Origin of the sequence: Phytoactinopolyspora endophytica (assembly GCF_004138495.1) — a bacterium.
GTDB classification, from domain to species: Bacteria; Actinomycetota; Actinomycetes; order Jiangellales; family Jiangellaceae; genus Phytoactinopolyspora; species Phytoactinopolyspora endophytica.
In genome coordinates this window covers 219,900-239,072 of sequence record NZ_ML142857.1, presented here as the reverse complement: position 1 = coordinate 239,072, position 19,173 = coordinate 219,900, and the positions used below count along the sequence as shown (strand labels likewise).

The following is a 19,173-nucleotide window of genomic DNA, read 5'->3' as shown; positions in this document are numbered from 1 at the left end:
CCGGTCACGGCGGAGGGCACCGGCGCCGTGTACCTCAACGCGTGGACCCGCCAGTCCGGCGTCGTCCAATACGACGACCTGCGCCTGGACGCGTCGCCGCCGTCCCCGTTCGTCTTCGACGTGCCGGCAGACGAGGGCCTGGTGTACCCGTACGCGACGGTGGTGGCGACGCGCGATGCGGCCGACGTACCAGGCTCGTCGTTCTCGGTCGGCGGGGAGACCCTCGACCGCGACTTCGCCGACTACGACGCGTACCGCGACTACCTTGGCCCGCTCGGCGCCACGTCGATCCGCCTGCAGGCCGGCTGGGCGAAGACCGAACAGACGCCGGGCACCTACGATTGGGCCTGGCTCGACCACATCGTGGACGACGTTGTGAGCCAGGGCGTACGTCCATGGATCAACGTCAGCTACGGCAACCCCGCCTACCCAGGCGGCGGTGGCAGCGGTCTCGGCGGCGGCCTCCCGACGTCGGAAGAGGCGCTGGCCGCCTGGGACGCCTGGGTGGCGGCGCTGGTGCAGCGCTACGGCGACGACGTGCATGAGTGGGAGATCTGGAACGAGCCGGACCAGCGCATGTCGGCGGAGACGTATGCCGAGTTCTTCCACCGCACGGCGCAGATCATCCGGGACATCCAACCCGAGGCGTCGATCATCGGACTGGCCGGCACCGTTGGGGTGCTGGGCGGCGACTATGTATCGCGATTCCTCACCTGGCTGATCGACCATGACGCACTGGACCTGGTGGACGAGATCTCCTACCACCCGTACAGCTCCAACCCGGACGCTCGCTACCCGGCGGTGGAGTCGTTCCGGTCGACCGTGTCGTCGTTCGGCGACCACATCACGATCCGGCAAGGTGAGAACGGCGCGCCGTCGGAGTACGCGGGGTTCGCGGCGCTCGGTCACGAGTACTGGTCGGAGCTCACGCAGGCGAAGTGGACGCTACGCCGGCTGCTCGGCGACCACGCCCGCGGGATCCCTTCGAGCCTCTTCCAGATCAGCGACATGAAGTACGACGGAACGAACTGGAACCCCAAGGGCCTGCTGCTCACCGACCGGGACGACCTCAGCATCATCCGGCCCAAGCAGTCGTACCGGGCGATGCAGTCGGTCACCGCAATGCTCGACGACCGGTGGTCGGTGGTGGATGACCTGGGCCTGGACGTCGACACCAGCGTCGGATCCTCCGCGTGGTCGTACCGACGTGACGACGGGCAGCCGATGGTCATCGCGTGGCACGACCACGCCAAACCGGCCGACTCGATCCGAGCCGAGCTGACATCCTGGTCGTTCGCAGCGGGCACGTTCGACACGCCGATGCTGGTGGACCTGCGCACTGGGCGAGCGTATGCCGTCCCGGACGAGGCGATCGCCGAGGACGGCGGGGTGGTGACGTTGACCGCACCCCTCTACGACTCACCGGTCGCTGTGGTGGACGCGTCGCTGCTGAACGAACTGCAGGGGACGCTGGCCTGCAGTGGGAACATCGCCATCGGCGACAGCGACTCCGGCGTCGCCGACCGGACGGTGCCCGCGGCCGCACACAGCGGTCCGCTCGACGTCTGCCTCTCCACCCTGCTGGACGCGTCCGACCGGGGATTCCCCACCCCGGGTGGGCCGGAACGGACCGTGGGTGAGGTCACCACGCCGTTGGTCGCCGCGGGCGTGCTCACCGGGCGGGAGCGCGGCGCGCTAATCCGGGTCGCGTCCCAAGCGAGTCCGTAAGTCGTCGCGGGGCTCGGGCCCCGCTTCCGTCCAGAGTATCGCGGAGGCGGGGCTTGTGCCCCCGTCGGCCAGGCCGGTCCGCCAAACGACCTGAGCCGGAGATTCGCTGGTTGGTGCTGGATGAAGGTCTGGTGAGTCCTCGGCTCCGTGGTGATCCAATGATCACCAACGGCCCCGCCAGAGTCCGATGAGCCCAGCTCGTGTCGTAAGAGCGGGTGTCATGCTCTCACGAGATGCCGCGAACGGGTCAGGGTGGCCTCTGACCCTACATGTTCGGTGTCCGTTCAGCGTGCCCAGATCCGCAGGCACTTGGCCATGATCCGAAAGGGCAGCCCTCGAGCCTGTGTTTGGTCGACCGTGCCAGCTAGGTGCACGCCTAGCTCGGGGCATGTGAACAGCCACGTACCGGTCGATCCGGAGTGGCCCACGAGGGTTACCGGCCCGCGCCGCGGCGACATGAGCCGGTTGACGCCGAAGATCATGGTGCCCAGCCCGTAGCGAAGGACCGGGGCGTTGCGCAGCCGGTTGCGTCGCTCGGTCAGTAGGCGCCGAGTGTTCGCGTCCTGGAAGGGTTTCCCGGCCACGAGGGCCCGCTCGAAGGTAAGCAGATCCTCGGTGGTGCTGAACAGGTCGTTGCTCGATGCGATGACCGAGTCCACGTCAGCGTGCCGCCGCCTGGTGTGCAGTGGTAGGGGTGGCGCCACATTCGACTCGGCAGGTTCGGCGGCGGGATGCCACGTGCGGGTGAGGCCAAGAGGGCCGGTGATGCGCTCCGCGAGCAGCTCGGGGAACGGGATCGAGGTGACGCTCTGGAGAATCCGGATCAGCAGCTGGAAGCCTGTGTCGGAGTAGCGTGCCCGCTGGGTCTTCGCGGTGAGGTCTTGAGGATCGAAGTGAGGGTGTTGCTGCTCGCGGGTGATGCCGATGACGTCCTCGAAGCTCCAGGACGTGTCCTGCCCTGAACGCAGTTGCCGGTACAGGCTCGGCCCGCCGCTGCGCCTTTCGAAGAAGTCCGGCAGGCCCGAGGTGTGACTGGCCAGGTGACGCGCGGTGATCGCGGTGGTCCGGTGCACCCCGCCACGCACGTGCAGTCCGGCGGTCACCGAGGCGGGCAGGTAGGTGGTGATGGGGGCGTCCAGGTCGAGCTCACCACGTTCATGGGCCTGCAGGACGAGCGTGATGATGAACCGTTTCGTGATTGAGGCGATGAAGAAGGGCGTCTCAGGACGCACCTCGGGTCCATCCGAATCTTCCGGCCCAGCACCTTCGAGGCCGGCGTGGGCCTGCTCTACAGCGCCAGTTCCGGCAGCATCAAGCGCGCCCTTGACGTCCTGCTCGACAAAGCGTTGATCGAGGTCGCGAGCATCGAACCGCGCGGACGCGGCAAGAAGATCTATCGCACCACCGCCGCGGGCAGACAGGAGTTCCACAGTTGGATGACGGGTGAACTCAGCGGGGCTGACCTAGAGACCGCGGCCCTTCCCCGGCTGTTCTTCCTGGGCCTGCTGGAGCCGGAGGATCGCGCACCCATGCTGTGGCGAATTCAGCAGCGAGCCGCGGATGACCTCGCCAAACTCACTGCTCTGAAGGAGCGCATCGACACGATGGAAGTGTCGGCCGAGTATCGTGACGTCCTGGGATACCAGCGGGCAACCCTGGACTACGGGATCGCTTCCGGACGTCACGCCCTCACATGGTTCGGCAACCTCGCCGAAAGGGGCGGACCGCAGACCGGATGACGTCTGCGGCTGCGCGAAGTCCGGTGAGGGCCCCAGGCTAGCTGCCGAGTCGAATGCTGCGGTGGGCCGCGGCGATGGTGGCGGGGCGGTGGGCGATCAGAAGGATCGCACAGTCCTGGGAGTGGCTGAGGAAGTCCATGATGGCGGTGTCGGCTTGCGAGTCAAGGGACGCCGTGGGCTCGTCGAGTACCAGTACCCGAGGGTTGCCGAGGAGAGCACGTGCGATGGCGACGCGAGCTCGTTGTCCGCCGGAGAGCCCGGCACCGTGTTCCCCGACAGGGGTGTCGAGGCCGCCAGGCAACCCTGCTCCAGGATCGAAAAGCCCCGCCGCAGTGGCGGCTTCGTGAACCTTCTCCTCGGCCGCTTCGGGTTCGCCGAGGGTGATGTTGGAGCGGATGGTGCCCCGCAGCAGCGGGGAGGATTGCGGAACAGTGGTGATGCGGCTGCGGAGCTCTTTGTCGGGGATGTCGCTGATTTCGGTACCGTCGATGCGGACGCTCCCGGTGTCGGGGTCCCACATGCGGAGCGCGAGTCGCGCGGCGGTTGTCTTGCCGACACCAGAGGGGCCGGTCAACGCGACAATCTCACCGGGCCGGATGTGCATGGTGAGTCCCTTGAGCACCGGACGCTCATAGTCGTAGGAGAAACCTACCTGGTCGAAGACAAGACCAGACTCCTGCAACCGTTCTGGTCTGCTACCGCGAGGCCGGTGGTCCACGGCTGGGGGCTGTCCGAGGACGTCGGTGATGCGTTCGGCGGCGGCGCGCAGCGTGCTCGCGTTGCGGAGCAGGTCGGCGATCTGCGCGGCGGGGGCCAGCCCAGCCACGGCAACGGTGACGGCCAGAGGGATGTTCTCGGGCCCGACTGTCGCGCGGTCGAGGAGCACGATGAGGATCGCCCCGAGCGCGGCGAGGGCGAGTGCGATATCGCCGATGCCGCGTTCGGCGCCGAGACGGGAGGCTTCCCGCACCTGGGCGCGGGCGAGTCTCCGGGTGTAGTCCGTGAGCCGCTCCAGTTGCGCATCGAGTGCTCCGGAGCCGGTGAGCTCGCGCAGCCCTCGGACGGTGTCGAGGAGTTCAGAGCGCAACGCGGCGGCACCGTGGGCGAGTTCGTCGCCATCGCGTCGTGCACGGCGTGCGGTGACGAAGGGCACGGTGACGCCGATGATCAGGAGCGGGACCCAGATGAGCAGTAGGAGCGGGCTAATCGAGATGGAGACCGCAGCGCTCATGGCCAAGACGAGCAGAGCGCTCAGAGTTTGGGCGGCAGTGTGGGCGTAGAGCCATTCGAGTGTCTCGATGTCGGCGACGACGGTCGTGGTGAGGTCGCCGGTTCGCCGGTGGCGGGTGCGGGATGGCAGGGCGCGGCGCAGTGCGTCGAAGACGTGGCCGCGGAGTGTGGCGATGAGTCGGTAGGCAAGATCGTGCGACACCCAGGACTCGCGCCATGCCGTCACTGAGGCGAGGATCGCGAGTCCGGGGAGAGCGAACGAGGCGACGGGGAGGGAAACCGTCTCACCGGCGACGATGTGCCCGACGGTCCAGGCGAGGCCGAGAGCGATGCCGAGTACGGCGGTCTGGGTGACGGCGCTCCACACGACGGTCTCGATGAACAGACCGCGACGGGTGGCGATGAGCGGCAGTAGTCGCAGTACCGTTCTCATCTTGCCGCCGTCGCCGCGAAGCCGCCTGTGGGGTTGCCCGTGCCGGTGGCGCTGATCTGGCCGCCTTGGAGGGCGATCCACCGGTTCGCGTGAGCGCAGGCGCTCTCGCGGTGCGCGATGAGGATCATCGTGCGCCCGCTCGTATTCGCGGCGAGGGAGTCGACGACATGTCTCTCGGTATCGGTGTCCAGCGCGGAGGTGACTTCGTCGAGGACGAGCACTGGTGCGGGAGAGAGGAGTGCGCGGGCGATCGCGATCCGTTGTCGTTGACCGCCGGAGAGTTGCTCGCCGTTCTCGGCCAGCACGGTGTCGTACCCGTCGGGCAAAGCGCTGATCACGTCATGGACCTGCGCGACATGAGCGGCGTGCTCGATCTCGGCACCAGTCGCGTCGGGACGGTACAGGCGGAGGTTCTCGCGCACGGACCAGGCGAACAGGACCGGGTCTTGAGGGACGACCACAACACTGCGACTCCGGGCCTCGGGGGTGTAGTCGCGCAGGTCGATGCCGCCGATCCGGATGATGCCGTGGTCGGGGTCGATGTCGCGTTCGAGGGCACGCGCCAGCGTGCTCTTTCCCGACCCGGAGGGGCCGATCACCGCGACAGTTTCACCAGGATCTACATGCAACGACAATTCTGTGATCGCTGCGCGCGGGCCGGAGTATCGGTAGGAGACATCGGCGACGTCGATGGTTCCGTCGTCAGCGGGCTGGTCGTGGGCGCCGTTGCTTGCCGGGCGAATGGAGACGAGGCGGTCGAGCCCGTCGACGGCGGTCAGGCCGAGGTAGCCGGCGTGCCAGTTCGTACCGAGGTCCTGTACCGGGCGGAAGCACTCGCGAGCGAGCATGAGGATGATCACGGCCGAGGCCGCGTCGGCACTGCCGGTGGTCACCGCCGTGAGCGCCGCGATCGCGGCGAGGACGGTTCCCAGGTGCATCGCCAGCGCGCTCAGGCCGGTTTCGACCAGCGACAGGCGTAGCTGAGCCATTGTCGAGTTCCTGAGTCCTTCCGCTTCGGCGGTGAACCGGGAAGCGGCGCGTCCGGTCGCACCGAACGCGCGTAGCAGCGGAACCTGTTGCAGCGCCTCGACATAGTCCGAAGACAGCCGGGTGAATCGCTCCCATCTACCTCGCCCGTTCCGCAGCAGCCGGACATCCCAGGCGCGAGGTGCGATCACCGCGACCGCCGTCGTTACCGCGAGGACAATGCCCGCGGCAAGGGACTGGTGCCAGGCAAGCACCACGACACCTGCGGGGACGACGAGCACGACGAGCAGCTGAGGCAGGTATCGGGTGTAGTAGGGGTCCAGTCCCTCGACCCCGTCGATAACTGTCACGGCAGCGGCACCGGAGTCGCGTTCTGCAGCAGGGACGGCGGCTAGGCGATCGAGCAGCCGACGGCGCAGCCGGATTCGCACTGTCGCGCCGATCCTGGCCGCGAGCAACTCGCGTCCCCAGACCGCCGTTCCTCGCGTCGCCGTGATTGCCACCAGCAACACAAAGGCGGGCACGGGGTCGCCTTCGCCGCGGATGAGCGCTGCGATGACGGAGGCGAGGCTGAACGCGAACGCAACGTGCAACGCTGAGATGAAGATACCGGTGGCCGCGAGGATGGTGATCGCGCCGGGAACCGCGCCCGCCAACTGTAGGAGGCGGCGATGGATCACGATTTAGAACGCATCGGGGTAGAGGTGCTCGGCGATCCGCCGCACCGATGAGATGTTGCCCAGCGTGCCAGGGAACATATCCGAGGTGGAGACCACGATCAGCCGGTCTTCGCGTACCGCGGGCATGTCGGGGAAGGTGCTGGTCAGGTACTCACGGGTCGCAGCCTCATGCTGTTCGTCGAACGTAGCGAACACGATCGCCTCGGGTTCTTCTGCCGCGAGAGACTCAGGCGTGATGGTCGCAGCGAAGAAGTCCGCGAATGCATCCTGATCGGGTGTGTAGACGTTGTCGGCGCCAGCCAGGCGGAGAATGTTGTACTCGATGCCGGCACCGATGGCTTGCAGGGTGCCGCCTTCGAAGTACACCTGTGCGACGCGGAGCTTGTCGACGTCAGACGTCGCGTCAGCGACCTCGTCCAACTCGGCCTGGTTCTCGGCGATCAAGTCAGCGGCCTCGTCCTGGACCCCGAAGATCTCGCCCAGGTTCTTCAGGTCGGTGAACAGATCGGTGACCTCTCCGGTCATGCGCCGGTCCGCACAGCCGCCGGAAGCGACATACACGGCGGCCCCTGCCTCGTTGAGTTGTTCGATGCTGGCGAAGCCTTGTTCGGCCGAGAACTCATACGTGGTCGGCGAGTAAACGAAGTCAGGCTCCACGGCCAACAGGTCCTCCCTGCTCGGCGGAGCCGAGTCCCCGAGCACGGGTACGTCCTCGGCCAGCGGGGCGACATCATCGGGAAGCGCCTGCGCTGTGGCCTGCGCCTGCCCGACGAGCCGGTCTGCCAGGCCCAGTCGCAGCATCAACTCGGTCTGTGCCGGGTGCATGCCAACGGTGGCTTCCGGTGCACCGTTCACGGTCACGTCACGGCCGCAGTTCTCCACGGTGACTTCATCACCCATGTCGGTCTGCTCGTCGTCATTGGTGACGCCGGTACCGCAACCGGTCAGGATCAGAGCCGCTGCGGACAAGGCCACGACGGCGATACGAGCGCGGAAGCCGGATCGGGTAACACTCATCTGGGTACGCTGCTTTCGATCATTCATGCGGGACTTGGTCAGTGCTCGCGCCGACTGGGTCCAGACGGCGGAAGGCGAAAACGGGTTCTTCGGCGTCGCCGAGGATGCGCGCATCCACGCCGAAGGTGATGCGGATCAGGTCCGGAGTGAACACCTGAGCGGGCGGGCCGAGTGCAACCACGCGGCCCTCAGCGAGGACGACCACACTGTCGCAGTACTGCGTGGCCAGGTTCAGATCGTGCAGGGCGGCGATCACAGTGCCGTTTAGGCCGCGCACCGCACTCATGAGCTCGTGCTGGTGAGCGATGTCGAGATGATTGCTCGGCTCGTCCAACACCAGCACGGGGGTCTGCTGCGCCAGAGCCCGGGCAAGCATCACCCGCTGCCGCTGGCCGCCCGAAAGGGTCGCGATCATGCGGTCAGCCAGTTCTGCGATCTCCGTGCGCGCCATCGCATCGTCCACGATGCGCAGATCTTCAGGAGTGTCGCGCCCGAAGGTGGCATGATGCGGAGCGCGGCCGAGCATCACGGTCTCCTCGACACTGAGATCGAAGTCCGTTGGCGAGTCCTGAAGCATGACCGCCACCGTCCGGGCGGCCTGCCGCCCGGTGAGTGCCCGTACGTCCTGCCCGTCCACGTGCACCGTTCCTCGCCGGGGCGTGACCGCGCGGTACAGCGTGCGCAGCAGTGTGGACTTGCCGGAGCCGTTGGGGCCGACCAGGCCGACCACGCTTCCGGACTCGGCGGTCATCGACGCATCCTGGACGACATCGCGCCCGCCAAGTGTGACGGTGATGTTCTCGAACTCGACCCTCAACGTCCGAAACCTGCCTTCTCGGCCCCGCCCTGGCGCATCAGCCACAGAAAGAACGGCGCACCGACGAATGCGGTGAGGATGCCCAGCGGGATCTCCGTCGGCGCGGCGATCGTGCGCGCCAACAGGTCCGCCATCATCAAGAACGCCGCCCCGCCCAGCACGGTCACCGGCAGCATCCGGCGATGATCCGCACCGACGATGATCCTGGCGATATGCGGCACCACGAGACCGACGAACCCGATCCCGCCTGCCACCGAAACCACCGTGCCGGTCAACAGCGACGCCATGATCAGCAGCAGGCCGCGCAACCGGGTTGCGTTCACTCCGAGTGAGATCGCGGACTCGTCACCGGTCATCAGCACGTTCAGTGACCGTGCCAGGAGCGCGGCAACAAGGCACGAAACGATCAGTGCAATGGTCGGGCCGATCAGACTCGTCATTGTCGCGGCCGAGACGCTACCCAGCAGGAAGAACAACACGCTGACCACGTTCTGCGCGTCCGTCGAGATCGTCAGATAGCTCGTCACCGAGCTCAACAAGGTTCCCAGGGCGACACCGGCCAGAATCATCCGCGTCGGCGACAGCGTTCCGTTCTTGCGTGCCAGCATCGCTACGGCCAAGCAAGCCGCCAATGCACCGGCGAACGCGGCGGCATTCAACGAGAGCCCGCCCAGTGCCGCTGAACCGGCCACGATCACCAGCACCGCGCCGACGCTCGCACCCGAAGACACACCCAGGATGTAGGGCTCGGCGAGCGGATTGCGCACCGTCACCTGCATCAGCGCACCAGCCAGCGCTAGCCCGGCTCCGGCCAAGGCTGCGAGCAGTGTCCGCGGAAGCCGGAACTGCCACACCGCCTGATCCTGCAATTGCGTTAGCGATCCGTCCGACATCCACGGCATCCCGGGCACCATGTGACCGACGACGATCTGGCCAGCCTCCCGCAGGCTGACCTGCACTGAGCCCACCGCGCCAGAGACAACGATCAGAGCACAGATCGCGACCGTCAAAAACACGCAGATCAACCAGGTACGGGTCCTCAGACGCCGACGGGTGCGACCGGCTGTGGAGGCTCTCGGCTCAGCAGGAGCGGGTGGCGCGGAGGACGCTATCGACACATCGCGACATACTAGTAAGAACAGTAATCAAAACCAACTCGGCCAGTGTGAGCAAGCATCCGAGCTGACCTAGACGTGAACGGACGGTGCGTCGATCAGCACGGTGTGGTTCGTATAGTGGCACGTCAGGACCATTCAACTGAACCATTTGGAACCCCCGCTGGGTATGCTGGCCTGCTGGTTTGTACGGGCGAGGGGGTTCCGATCGGGCCTATGGCGAAGGGTTGTCGTCCTCCAGGCCCCCGACAGTGGCGGCCTGGATGACGTCGTCAAGCCGTTCCTCCAGCCAATCGACGGCGTCGGCCTGTCGCTGCGTCGTCGACGTCCCGCTCGGTTCGGCCACCCAGAGCGCGACCGTGACCAGGCTCCCGTCGTCCTGACGATGCAGGACCATGACCGAATCCTGCATCGACGCATCCGGATCCTCGGCGTACGGGGAGTCCGCGACGGTGTGCATCCACTTCGTGTGCACCGTGGATCCGTCCGGCAAGGACGACTCTTCGCACGGTTCGGCCTCGAGGCCCTTCTCGACTCCGCCCTCGCCGCAGAACATCTCGAGCGCAGTGTTGTCGCCGAAGACGTCCCGGTTTGCGATCGCGTGCTCGTACCCATCGGGGAGACCTTCGGCCAGGTCCGGGCCTGGTGTCGCAGTGCCCCACATCCCGTCCTCGTTGGTCGCAACCCAGCCCGGACCGAGGTCGGTGGCGAGTTCCTCGCCCGCCGGCATGCGCCGGGCCCGTTCCTGTTCCTCGTTCTCCTGGCGCTTGGCCTGTTCCTGCCGCTCTCGTTCAGCGGCCGCTTGGAGGATCTCCTCGTCGACCTGTGGCCACCGGTCGCTCGTCACGATCGCCGACAGCTGGTCGGTCGACAGCGGCGGTTCCTCCCGGGAGATCTCCGACTCCTTCTCGGTGGGCGCATTGATCTCACCGATCGTGATGGTCAGGCCGTCGGGTCTCCACGCTTGCACACTCCAGTGCAGCCGCTCTGGTTCTCGATCGGGCTGCGGGTAGTACGGGCCTGTTCTGATGATCAGCTCGGTGCCGTCGTCGAGCGTTCGGGTGTCGCACTCGCCACCGTTGACGATGGCGCCGCATTCGGCACTAGCCTCGTCGCTGTCCAGACCCTCGCCATGGACGCTCACGCCAGATCTGCCCTGGATCAGGCTCGGGCCGTGTCCGTCGTCGTAGACGAGCTGGAACGACGCACCGAACTCGGACAAGGAATGGGTCTGGATATCCGTGACCTCGCCAGGCGGGAGAAGTTCGAGGACCGTCTCGACGACGGACTCCTCGGTGATCGGTTCGCCTTCCGGCTCGGCGTCCATGCTGACCTCGTCGTCCGACGCCACGGTATCGGGGCGGTCCGCCAGCTGGGGCACGGCAAACGCAGCGCCGGTGGCGGCTACCGCCACAGCGAGAGTTCCGACTGCCACCTTCACCGTGTGCCGCCGACGAATCCGTTCGCCTCGAGCGACGCCTCCCTCAACAAGATCATTGATCGGTGGTGTGATCGCATCGGCGGTGTCGCGCATAGCCTGCTTGAGCTGGTCGTCGTTCATCCTGGTCCCTCCGTCCCTCGTCACGTGGATCGCCGGAGCGCTGACAGATCGCCGGTATCGTCTCCAAGGACGACGCGTAGTCGTTCGAGCGCCCGGAAGCTGCGTGATCGCACGGCACCCGGCGAGAGCATGAGCTCGGTGGCCGTCTCCTCGACGCTACGGTCTTCCCAGTACCGCAGCACCAGCACAGCCCTGTCCCGCGCGCCGAGCTGGGCCAGCCCGTCCATGAGGGTGAGCCTCAGCGCCACGTCGCCGTCGTTCATGGCGCTCTCCGGCAACGCTTCCGTGGGGCGCTCGCCCGAGGCGCGGAGCCGACGGTGCGAGATGTATGTCCGTGTGAGAACGGTGCGGGCATAGGCCGGGGGATCATCCGGCCGGGATCGGCCTCGCCACTTCCGGTACATCTTGCCAAGCGTCTCCTGGACCAGGTCCTGGGCCAGGTGCCAGTCGCCGGTCAGCAGCCACGCGGTGCGAAACAGCCGCCCGCTGTGCGCCGTGGCGAAGTCCTTGAAGCTTTCCACGTCTCCGGCCACGCCGGCGCCTCCGATCGTCGTCCTAACTACCTAGACGCGTCGGGAGGTCCCCGACGTTTCAGGGATGGCTCGCCCGCGCTGCTGACGACTCTGTGGCAGAGTCGACCAGCAAGATACCCCGCCTGCGGGAGCGAGGCCCCATGAACGCCCAGCCATGGACCATCGAGGACCATCTTCGTGACCAGCCCGCGGCATCCGTCGCCCTGTACCGGCGCGTCGAGGAGGTCCTCACCTCCTTGGGCGAGGTCACGACCTCGGTATCGAAGTCAACCATCACCTTCAAGGGACCTCGTCGCGGTTTCGCCGGCGCACGGCCGACGAAGGCCGGCGTGCAGGGCTACTTCGACATCATGCGCCCGCTCAGCACCGACGACCCGAGGATCCGCAACGTCACTCCCTACCAACACAGCCTCCACGTCCACCACTACCGCCTCACAGATGTCGCGGACCTCGACGAGGAGTTTGTCGGATGGCTTCGTGAAGCCTACGACGTCGGAACCGGCGCACACCTGCGACGCTGACAGTCGACGACGTGCCTGAGGGCATCCCCGCCAGGACCGGTTGGGGTCAATGAGCACCGGCCGCGGCAGACCGGAAGTCTCTGAGCCGATCGGTGTCCCGACGGAGAGCGGACTCAGCCCGGGCCGTTGGGATGGGTGAGGTCGTAGGCGCGGGAGAGCTTGTTGGGGACGACCATGCGCCAAGCGTCGACGACGAGCTCGCGGGCCTCGGTCGGGTCCAGTGCCGCAAGGTGGGCGTGGACCCAGTTGAAGCGCATTTCCGATGGCGACGGCATCTGGAACTTGTGCGGCTCGCTCGCGACGAGCGCCGCCCGCTCCTCCTTGGGGAACGCGAAGCCCATCACGCTCTCGTCGAGGGAGAACGCCACGTAGACGATCTGCCCGACGCGGAACCTCAACTTGTCGCGTACGTACACCTGGTAAGAGCGCTCCAACTCGGCGCCCAGTGGCCGGATGTCTTCTATCACCGCCATGCTCGGAACGCCTTGATCATGGGGCGGGGCAGGCCGCCTGTCCGCACGCCGTCCAGTACCCGTAGCTCGCCCTGCTCGGTCTCGTCCATCGCTATCCTTTCCGCAGTCACGTGCACATGTAGACCGCGATGGCGACACGGATTCATCGGTTCTCGCGTTCGTCGGTGGCTAGAGGTGCGTCCTCCCGGGCAGCTGTTGCGTTGGTGATCGTTGTACGCCCGGCCGTTCCTGTTGTGCGAACTCGGTTAGATAGGACGGCGCCGTCGCGCGCCGTCTCGTGTCGGTGCGTCTACGGGATCTGGTCGCAGAATTCTGGCGGCGAGGTCCGCCGCATGGGTCTGCTGCACGGATAGGTGACATCTGAGCTGGCTTGGTAGCTGTTGAGGCGACGGGCTCGGAAGCTCTCGTCCGGCACGTCGTACAACACCTGTCGCCGGCAGCTCACTGTCGAGTAGGTTCAGCCCTGGAAGAGACCGACCCAGTTGCCACTTGGGTCCTTGAGCCGCGAGGACCTTGGCATGCCTGTGGCGTCTCGCGGCGCGATGACCTCGGTTGCGCCGGCGGCCACGGCGCGAGCGTGGACGGCGTCAAGATCGTCGACCAAGAGAGCGAAGTTCGATGATCCGGATGGGTTGTCCATATCGCTCGGATCGTCCTTGAGGGTGAGCAGGAAGAAGTCGTCTTGCCCGGCCGTCCCGAAGCGGAAGGACGAGTAGTCCTGGTCCTCGGTATGTCGAATGACGCCGTAATCGAGGCCGAATGCAGCCTGGTAGAAGGCGATCGCCGCTCGCGTGTCGTCAACCCCGAGCTTGATCTGGGCGGGTTTGCAGCCGATCCCGCCTTCGTAGAGCCAGATCCAGTTGCCGCTGAGGTCTTTCACGGCGGAGCATCGCGGCATTCCTTCGGGTTCATGTGGCGAGACGAGTTCAGTCCCGCCCACGGCGACTGCTTGAGCGTGGATGGCGTCAAGGTCGTCTACCAGCAAGCCGAACGTCATTGGCCCGGGGCGGTCGACTCGCCCGCGATCATCCGACACCCATAGCAGAAAGAAGTCATCGTTTCCGTACGTCCCGAACCGGAACGATGAGGAGATTCGATCCTTGGTGCGTCGTGACACCTCGTAGTTGAGACCGAAAGCTTCTTTGTAGAAGGCGACGGAGGCCTGCTCGTCATCTACGGCGAACCAGATCTGCACCGGCCGACAGCCAGGTTGGATGGTGGGCACGGTGATGCCTTTCTCCAAGTAATGGTTGACGTCGTCGATGCGCGCCGCCAAATGGCTGTGCTGAAGCTCAAGAAGTTGCCGCTGATCGATCAGAACCTGACGGATCTCGTCATCACTCCCAGAGGCGAGGACCTGTCTAATCCCTTCGATCGGCAGGTCGATCCCGCGAAGTGCGCAGATCATGCGTGCAGTGTCGATCTGGTTAGGCTGGTAACGCCGATAACCCGACGAAGAGTCGACCGCAGCAGGAGTAAGCAAACCAACTTCGTCGTAGTGCCGTAGCGCATGAATCGACACGCCGCTGATCCGCGCAAACCGTCCTATGGTCATCAACTCGACGTCGTCCATGGAACCACTATCGAGTCTCGGGCCACCCGAAGGTCAAGTGCTGCCAACTGCCCAGCCGCCCAAACGCCTCGGCGAACTCCACGGGTCTTCCCCGACGATGCGCATGATTACTTCTTCTGGAGCATGTGTGGGTCGGGCGGGTCAGCCTACGGTGCCCGGCGCGTAGCGGGCGGCCGGGACGGGCCGGTTCGCGCCCAGCAGGTCGGCTTCGGCGCCGACCAGGGCGTCGAGGACGGTGATGTCCTCCAGTCCGGGTAGGCAGATGGTCTCGTCCAAGCGCAGACCGGCGAGGCTCGCGGCGGCGACGTCTTCGGCGGACATGGCTGTCGGCACACCGATTCCGTAGCCTCCGTCGAACTCGGTGGCGACGATGCCGGGGCACACCACCTGCGTCTGGACGGACGTGCCGGCGAGTTCGGCCGCGAGGGTGCGGGTGAACGCCACCGTGGCCGCCTTGGCCGCTGTGTAGAGAGTGCGGGGTGGAATCCGTTCGTCGGCCAGCTGCGCGCTGAACGCCAGCAGCGAGGCGACGGTCACGATCGCCCCCTCGTTCGCGGCGAGCATCCCGGGCAGAGCTGCGTGGGCCAGCCGGGCCGGGGCGACCGCGTTGAGCGTCAGCAGCCGGTCGACGTCGGCCGGGTCGACATCGGCGAGCCGCGCAAACCCGCCTACGCCGGCATTGCTGATCAGCAGGCGCACATCGCCGGCGGCCAGGCGTTCGCTCACCTTCGCCAGGCCGCCAGGGGTGGCGAGGTCGGCGGGCAGCACCTCCACCGCGGCCCCGACTGTGCGAAGTTCCGCGGCCAGCTCGTTCAGCCGGTCGGTCCGTCGGGCGACGAGGACGAAGTCGTGTTCGCGGGAGAGGAGTCGGGCGTAGGCCGCGCCGATGCCTGACGAAGCGCCGGTGATCAAGGCAAGAGTTCGAGTCATGTCCATACCCTAAACTCAAACGGCTGTCTAATGTCAAACGCTTGATAGCAATGAGGCGTTGTATGCTTGACGGATGGACGACCCCGTGGAGAAGAAGGCCTCGTCGGACGCCGCGCTGGATCGGGTGCTCTGGGCGCTGCGGAGGGCCGAGATGGCCATGCAGGCCTTGAAGGAGCAGCGGCTGAGGCCGTTGGGCCTGGCTCCGGCGCACTACTCGCTGATGCTGTCGGTTCGTGTGGACCCGGGGCTCACCGGCGCGGAGCTCGCGCGACGGCTCGGGGTGACGCCGCAGGCGGTGGCGTCCCTGGTGGGCAAGCTGGAGAAACGTGGTCATCTGCGGCGCCGCGCTCATCCGCGGCACCGGCACATCCAGGAGCTGTATCTCACCGAAAGCGGCGTCGAGGAGCTGGCCGCGGCGGACGCGGAGATCGCCTCGCTCGAGCACCAAGTCGTCCAGACGCTGGGTGCCACCGACGCGCGGCAGCTGAAGAAACTACTGCACCACGTGGCCGACGCCATGCAAGCAACATCAGCCGCCGCCGAGAGCGGAGGAACCACACGCCAGCCGGCGAGCCACGGAGATTGCACTCAGTCCTGAGCGCGGCCTGGAAACCGGGCACCGCCGACGCGTCCTCCGCGGCGGCGCATCGGTACGCCGTGCCGGTGGAGGATGTTGCTGACTGTTCGTCGTCCGATGCCGCTTGGGCCCGTTAGAGTGAAGTCCATGTCGGCACGGGACGCGAATCGTCGTGGCCTGGGCTCGGTCATGAAGAACGGCGTCTTGGTGCTGTCCGGCCCACCGTGCTCCGGCAAGTCTGACGTGGGTCGGGTGCTCGCCCCGGACTGGTCGCGGACCTCTCGCCACTACATCGCGGTCGACTCGATCTTCTCCCTGCTCCTGCCGGGATCGGAACGCAGCATGCCGGATCGCATGCTCGCCTACGACGCCGCCCATACGCTCGCTCGCATGTTGTTCGACCGCGGGCGGACCCCAATCCTTGAGTGCACCTACAGTCGGCGCCGACAGCGCGCCAGTCTGGTGCAGGCCCTGGCCGACATTCCGGGGGCACCGCTATGGGTCGTGGAGTTTTCGGTGCCCCCCGACGAAGCCGTTGACCGGTACCGACATAGCCCCTCTCACCAGGCAACGGACTTGACCGAACAGCTCGTGCGGGAGCGGGCGCTGACGTTTCCGTACTCGGAACAAGCGCTGCAAGTGGCATCGGCGACGGCTTCCGCCGTCGCCCTGGCGCGCGACGTCACAGCCTGGCTGCGCGACCAACCAGCATCGATCGACCGGGATCGCTGGGCAGCCGCGGGAAAGGCTTGACACGCGAGGACAGCGGCGGTCCGATTGGCCTTCACAAGCGCCGGGTACGGAGCACGCCAGTCACCATCGGGAGAGTGAACTCACCGTCGGCCGTCTCCGGTCGGCTCGCGAGGAAAGCACGAACCCGACCGAGCGCGGCCTCGCGTTCCTGCTCGGGCATGACCAGCATCCCTGCCCTCGTCGCGAGCGTCGCGACGAGGGAGTCAGCGGTCCGACGCTGTCCATGCGGAAACTCTACTTGCTCCCGCGAGCCGAAGCGGGCGGCCGCTCGGCCGCGGGGAAGGTGCAGCCCGGCTGTCTCCAGACGCCAGCTGCCAGGCGTATCCCGCGGGCCGATCGCAGCGGGGCCGGCGACCTGAGCGAGGCCGGCCACCCAATCAAGTTGGTCGTCCATCAAATTCCACAGACCAGCCAGAACGCCACCGGGAGCGAGAACCCTGGCGATCTCGGGACCCGCGACATCCATGTCGAACCAATGCATCGCGTTGCCGGCTAGCACAGCATCAACGGACCCCTCGGATAACGGTATCGCCTCAGCGCTGCCCGACAGGGCATGAGCAGTCGGCAGCGTTTGGCGCAGCTCGGCCAGCATCGCCGGGTCCGGCTCGACCGCGAGAACGTCGACTCCAAGTGCGAGCAGCGTGGCGGTCAGCTTGCCGGTTCCGGCGCCGAGGTCGAGCACGCGCGGGCCCGTGGCTGGCTCAAGTGCCCACTGCACCGCGGCCAGCGCATAGTCGGGGCGGTGCTCGGCATATGCGACGGCCGCTGCGCCGAAGGATGAGCTGAGTTCCCTGCCCGCCTCTTTCACACCGCACCTCTCAAACCTGAACCCGGCGACGACCGCCAGGGCCAATTGCTCACCTTGCCGTTGACGAAGAGACCGGGCATGGACACGATCACCGAGCTGGCATCGGAAGAGTGGCGCGCGAGGATCGCACTAACGTCCCCGCCTCTTGCCCGGGTTCGACGACGAACTGCCCCATCATGCCGTTGACCTCGTGTTGTAGGAGGTGGCAATGGTACATGTAGCGGGAGTAGGGGTCGGCGTAGTCCGTGAACTGCATGGCCAGGCGGACGTGCGGCCTGGTGCCATGTAGATGGTGTCCTTCCAACCGGATAGCTCTGGCGGGGGCCGGTGCCCGTCGACCGAGAGCACTTAGGTCGGGCGCGGGCGCGAGCTGGTCGGGGATCTCCGGTGACGGCCGCAGTTCGTCGGCGGCACGCAGCTGGAGGACGTCGAATTCGTCGCTGCCGCCGTTGGGCCGCCGACGAACCGCGCAGGAATGTGCATGCCATGCCAGTGCGCGGTGGTCATCTCATCCAGCTCGTTGTGCACGTTCACCCGGGTGTGGCGGCGGCTAAGCCGGACGAAACTCGGCTTATCCAGCACTCATGGATCAGCGCCCGGTGCGAGCCAGTGTGCCCGTCCTGAGCAAGGTCGACGTCGTAGCCCTCGCCGGTGAAGAGCTGAACGAGCAGCCCGGACAGCTTTGCATCGTCCTCGACGAGCAGCAGCGACGGCTGGTCGGCCGGCTCTTGGCCGCCGCCGTCAGCGTTCCGCCTCGTCATGTACCGATCGTCGCACGCCCGCTCTGAGCTTCTTCCGAGATTCGAAACGAACTATGAGGAAGTAGCCGATCACCGATCTCGAAGCGAGCGAAAACTTCTAACGATGGGAGTCGTTCATGGCCACGAAGAAACACACCGCCGCCCCGGTCGCCGCAGCCCTCACTGCGGCGCTGCTCGCGGCATGTACCAGCGCAGACGAGGAGACCAACCGAGCAACACCCGAGACCTCGGAGGAGGCGAGCGATGAAGAGCGGGCGACGACCGCCGAGAGCACCGAGAGCACCGAGAGCACCCAGAACACCGAGATCGCAGACATCACGGAGATCACCACCGACATCACCACCCCTTGGGGGCTGGCCTTCCTCCCCGACGGCACGGCGCTGGTGTCCTCGCGCGACACCTACGAACTGCGTCGGGTCGATCCCGCTACCGGGGAACATGAGTCGGTCGGCACCGTCGAAGGCTCGCAGGCCGCCGGGGACAGCGGCCTGATGGGTCTGGCGGCCTCTCCGGAGATCGCCGAGGACCGCACGGTCTTCGCCTACGTGACCGTCGGGGAGGTCAACCAGGTCGTCGCTCTCGAATTCGACGCCGACTTCGGCTCGTTCGAACAGACACGCGTCGTCCTCGACGGTATCCCGGCCGGCGGCAGCCGTCACAACGGGGGACGCATCACGATCGGCCCGGACGGGGCGCTGTGGATCACCACCGGCGATGCCGGCGAACCGTCCCGCGCGCCCGACCCGGACAGCCTGAACGGCAAGATCCTGCGGGTCCTGCCCGACGGCGGTATCCCGGACGACAATCCCGGCGACGGGCCGATCTTCAGCAGCGGCCACCGCAACGTCCAGGGCATCACGTTCGGACCCGACGGAACGGTGTACGCCTCCGAGTTCGGTGAGAACACCGAGGACGAGGTCAATGTGCTCCTCCCCGG

20 protein-coding genes and 1 pseudogene are annotated in these 19,173 nt (G+C 66.6%); 6 read left to right on the top strand and 15 right to left on the bottom strand.

Annotated features, from left to right (window positions below; translation table 11 throughout):
• On the top strand, positions 1-1,728 hold a 1,728-nt coding region (locus ELR45_RS18975; RefSeq protein ID WP_129667778.1), incomplete at its 5' end, for a GH39 family glycosyl hydrolase.
• A gap of 284 nt (positions 1,729-2,012) precedes the next feature.
• On the opposite strand, the gene ELR45_RS18970 is transcribed toward ELR45_RS18975, so the two are convergent.
• Entirely contained in the window at positions 2,013-3,125 is a 1,113-nt protein-coding gene (locus tag ELR45_RS18970) for a serine hydrolase domain-containing protein (RefSeq protein ID WP_276320702.1), read from the bottom strand.
• On the opposite strand from ELR45_RS18970, the gene ELR45_RS18965 reads away from it, so the two are divergent.
• Positions 3,006-3,467 (top strand): PadR family transcriptional regulator, encoded by a 462-nt coding sequence (locus ELR45_RS18965; RefSeq protein WP_205856855.1) that lies wholly within the window; start codon positions 3,006-3,008, stop codon positions 3,465-3,467. The genes ELR45_RS18970 and ELR45_RS18965 overlap by 120 nt on opposite strands.
• Before the next feature lie 37 nt (positions 3,468-3,504).
• On the opposite strand, the gene ELR45_RS18960 is transcribed toward ELR45_RS18965, so the two are convergent.
• From ELR45_RS18960 to ELR45_RS18930, 7 genes are all read right to left on the bottom strand, one after another.
• Entirely contained in the window at positions 3,505-5,130 is a 1,626-nt protein-coding gene (locus ELR45_RS18960; RefSeq protein ID WP_129667775.1) for an ABC transporter ATP-binding protein, read from the bottom strand.
• Complete coding sequence (locus tag ELR45_RS18955) at positions 5,127-6,797, bottom strand: ABC transporter ATP-binding protein/permease (RefSeq protein WP_129667774.1); 1,671 nt, start codon at positions 6,795-6,797, stop codon at positions 5,127-5,129. The genes ELR45_RS18960 and ELR45_RS18955 overlap by 4 nt, the downstream gene beginning before the upstream one ends.
• A 3-nt stretch (positions 6,798-6,800) precedes the next feature.
• The gene (locus ELR45_RS18950) at positions 6,801-7,814 is read right to left on the bottom strand and encodes an ABC transporter substrate-binding protein (RefSeq protein ID WP_129667773.1); all 1,014 of its coding nucleotides are present in this window, start codon (positions 7,812-7,814) and stop codon (positions 6,801-6,803) included.
• 19 nt (positions 7,815-7,833) lie between these two features.
• Positions 7,834-8,631: an ABC transporter ATP-binding protein gene (locus ELR45_RS18945; RefSeq protein WP_129667772.1), complete on the bottom strand. Its 798-nt coding sequence runs from the start codon at positions 8,629-8,631 to the stop codon at positions 7,834-7,836.
• The gene (locus tag ELR45_RS18940; protein WP_420813909.1) at positions 8,628-9,674 is read right to left on the bottom strand and encodes a FecCD family ABC transporter permease; all 1,047 of its coding nucleotides are present in this window, start codon (positions 9,672-9,674) and stop codon (positions 8,628-8,630) included. Before ELR45_RS18940 ends, ELR45_RS18945 begins: the two co-directional genes overlap by 4 nt.
• 286 nt (positions 9,675-9,960) lie before the next feature.
• Positions 9,961-11,307, bottom strand: a complete 1,347-nt coding sequence (locus ELR45_RS18935; RefSeq protein ID WP_129667770.1) for a hypothetical protein — start codon at positions 11,305-11,307, stop codon at positions 9,961-9,963.
• A 20-nt stretch (positions 11,308-11,327) separates the two neighbouring features.
• A complete protein-coding gene (locus ELR45_RS18930) occupies positions 11,328-11,840 on the bottom strand; it encodes a SigE family RNA polymerase sigma factor (protein ID WP_129667769.1) in 513 nt (170 codons plus the stop codon).
• 140 nt (positions 11,841-11,980) lie between these two features.
• Between ELR45_RS18930 and ELR45_RS18925 the strand changes: the two genes are divergently transcribed.
• Entirely contained in the window at positions 11,981-12,361 is a 381-nt protein-coding gene (locus tag ELR45_RS18925; RefSeq protein ID WP_129667768.1) for a DUF5655 domain-containing protein, read from the top strand.
• 113 nt (positions 12,362-12,474) lie between these two features.
• Here the strand turns inward: ELR45_RS18925 and ELR45_RS18920 are convergent, their stop codons facing one another.
• The 3 genes from ELR45_RS18920 to ELR45_RS18910 all read right to left on the bottom strand — a co-directional run bounded on the left by ELR45_RS18920 (position 12,475) and on the right by ELR45_RS18910 (position 15,337).
• On the bottom strand, positions 12,475-12,834 hold the full coding sequence (locus tag ELR45_RS18920; protein WP_129667767.1) for an MmcQ/YjbR family DNA-binding protein: 360 nt from the start codon (positions 12,832-12,834) through the stop codon (positions 12,475-12,477).
• A 457-nt stretch (positions 12,835-13,291) separates the two neighbouring features.
• Positions 13,292-14,407, bottom strand: coding sequence for a VOC family protein (locus tag ELR45_RS18915; protein ID WP_129667766.1), 1,116 nt, complete (start codon positions 14,405-14,407; stop codon positions 13,292-13,294).
• A 141-nt stretch (positions 14,408-14,548) separates the two neighbouring features.
• Positions 14,549-15,337, bottom strand: coding sequence for an SDR family NAD(P)-dependent oxidoreductase (locus tag ELR45_RS18910; protein ID WP_129667765.1), 789 nt, complete (start codon positions 15,335-15,337; stop codon positions 14,549-14,551).
• Positions 15,338-15,410: 73 nt separating this feature from the next.
• Between ELR45_RS18910 and ELR45_RS18905 the strand changes: the two genes are divergently transcribed.
• Both ELR45_RS18905 and ELR45_RS18895 read left to right on the top strand, forming a co-directional pair.
• A complete protein-coding gene (locus tag ELR45_RS18905) occupies positions 15,411-15,935 on the top strand; it encodes a MarR family winged helix-turn-helix transcriptional regulator (protein WP_129667764.1) in 525 nt (174 codons plus the stop codon).
• Positions 15,936-16,061: 126 nt separating this feature from the next.
• Entirely contained in the window at positions 16,062-16,667 is a 606-nt protein-coding gene (locus ELR45_RS18895) for a P-loop nucleotide/nucleoside kinase family protein (RefSeq protein WP_129667763.1), read from the top strand.
• A 31-nt stretch (positions 16,668-16,698) separates the two neighbouring features.
• Here the strand turns inward: ELR45_RS18895 and ELR45_RS18890 are convergent, their stop codons facing one another.
• The 4 genes and pseudogenes from ELR45_RS18890 to ELR45_RS18875 all read right to left on the bottom strand — a co-directional run bounded on the left by ELR45_RS18890 (position 16,699) and on the right by ELR45_RS18875 (position 18,236).
• Positions 16,699-17,475, bottom strand: coding sequence for a class I SAM-dependent methyltransferase (locus ELR45_RS18890; protein WP_129667762.1), 777 nt, complete (start codon positions 17,473-17,475; stop codon positions 16,699-16,701).
• Positions 17,476-17,563: 88 nt separating this feature from the next.
• Positions 17,564-17,823: pseudogene (locus ELR45_RS42815) on the bottom strand (multicopper oxidase domain-containing protein); the annotation flags it as partial.
• Entirely contained in the window at positions 17,824-17,982 is a 159-nt protein-coding gene (locus ELR45_RS42810) for a hypothetical protein (protein WP_205856852.1), read from the bottom strand.
• A gap of 23 nt (positions 17,983-18,005) precedes the next feature.
• Positions 18,006-18,236 (bottom strand): response regulator, encoded by a 231-nt coding sequence (locus ELR45_RS18875; RefSeq protein ID WP_129667760.1) that lies wholly within the window; start codon positions 18,234-18,236, stop codon positions 18,006-18,008.
• Positions 18,237-18,352: 116 nt separating this feature from the next.
• Here ELR45_RS18875 and ELR45_RS18870 point away from each other — a divergent pair.
• Positions 18,353-19,173: PQQ-dependent sugar dehydrogenase (locus tag ELR45_RS18870; RefSeq protein WP_165367913.1), on the top strand; the 821-nt coding region annotated here is incomplete at its 3' end.

Bases quoted from the DNA above. Each gene is read 5' to 3' on its own strand.
- ELR45_RS18960 (WP_129667775.1), bottom strand. From the start codon at position 5,130: ATGAGAACGGTACTGCGACTACTGCCGCTCATCGCCACCCGTCGCGGT.
- ELR45_RS18950 (WP_129667773.1), bottom strand. From the start codon at position 7,814: ATGAGTGTTACCCGATCCGGCTTCCGCGCTCGTATCGCCGTCGTGGCC.
- ELR45_RS18935 (WP_129667770.1), bottom strand. From the start codon at position 11,307: ATGAACGACGACCAGCTCAAGCAGGCTATGCGCGACACCGCCGATGCG.
- ELR45_RS18925 (WP_129667768.1), top strand. From the start codon at position 11,981: ATGAACGCCCAGCCATGGACCATCGAGGACCATCTTCGTGACCAGCCC.
- ELR45_RS18920 (WP_129667767.1), bottom strand. From the start codon at position 12,834: ATGGCGGTGATAGAAGACATCCGGCCACTGGGCGCCGAGTTGGAGCGC.
- ELR45_RS18915 (WP_129667766.1), bottom strand. From the start codon at position 14,407: ATGGACGACGTCGAGTTGATGACCATAGGACGGTTTGCGCGGATCAGC.
- ELR45_RS18910 (WP_129667765.1), bottom strand. From the start codon at position 15,337: ATGACTCGAACTCTTGCCTTGATCACCGGCGCTTCGTCAGGCATCGGC.
- ELR45_RS18905 (WP_129667764.1), top strand. From the start codon at position 15,411: ATGGACGACCCCGTGGAGAAGAAGGCCTCGTCGGACGCCGCGCTGGAT.
- ELR45_RS18895 (WP_129667763.1), top strand. From the start codon at position 16,062: ATGTCGGCACGGGACGCGAATCGTCGTGGCCTGGGCTCGGTCATGAAG.
- ELR45_RS42810 (WP_205856852.1), bottom strand. From the start codon at position 17,982: ATGACCACCGCGCACTGGCATGGCATGCACATTCCTGCGCGGTTCGTC.
- ELR45_RS18875 (WP_129667760.1), bottom strand. From the start codon at position 18,236: ATGACGAGGCGGAACGCTGACGGCGGCGGCCAAGAGCCGGCCGACCAG.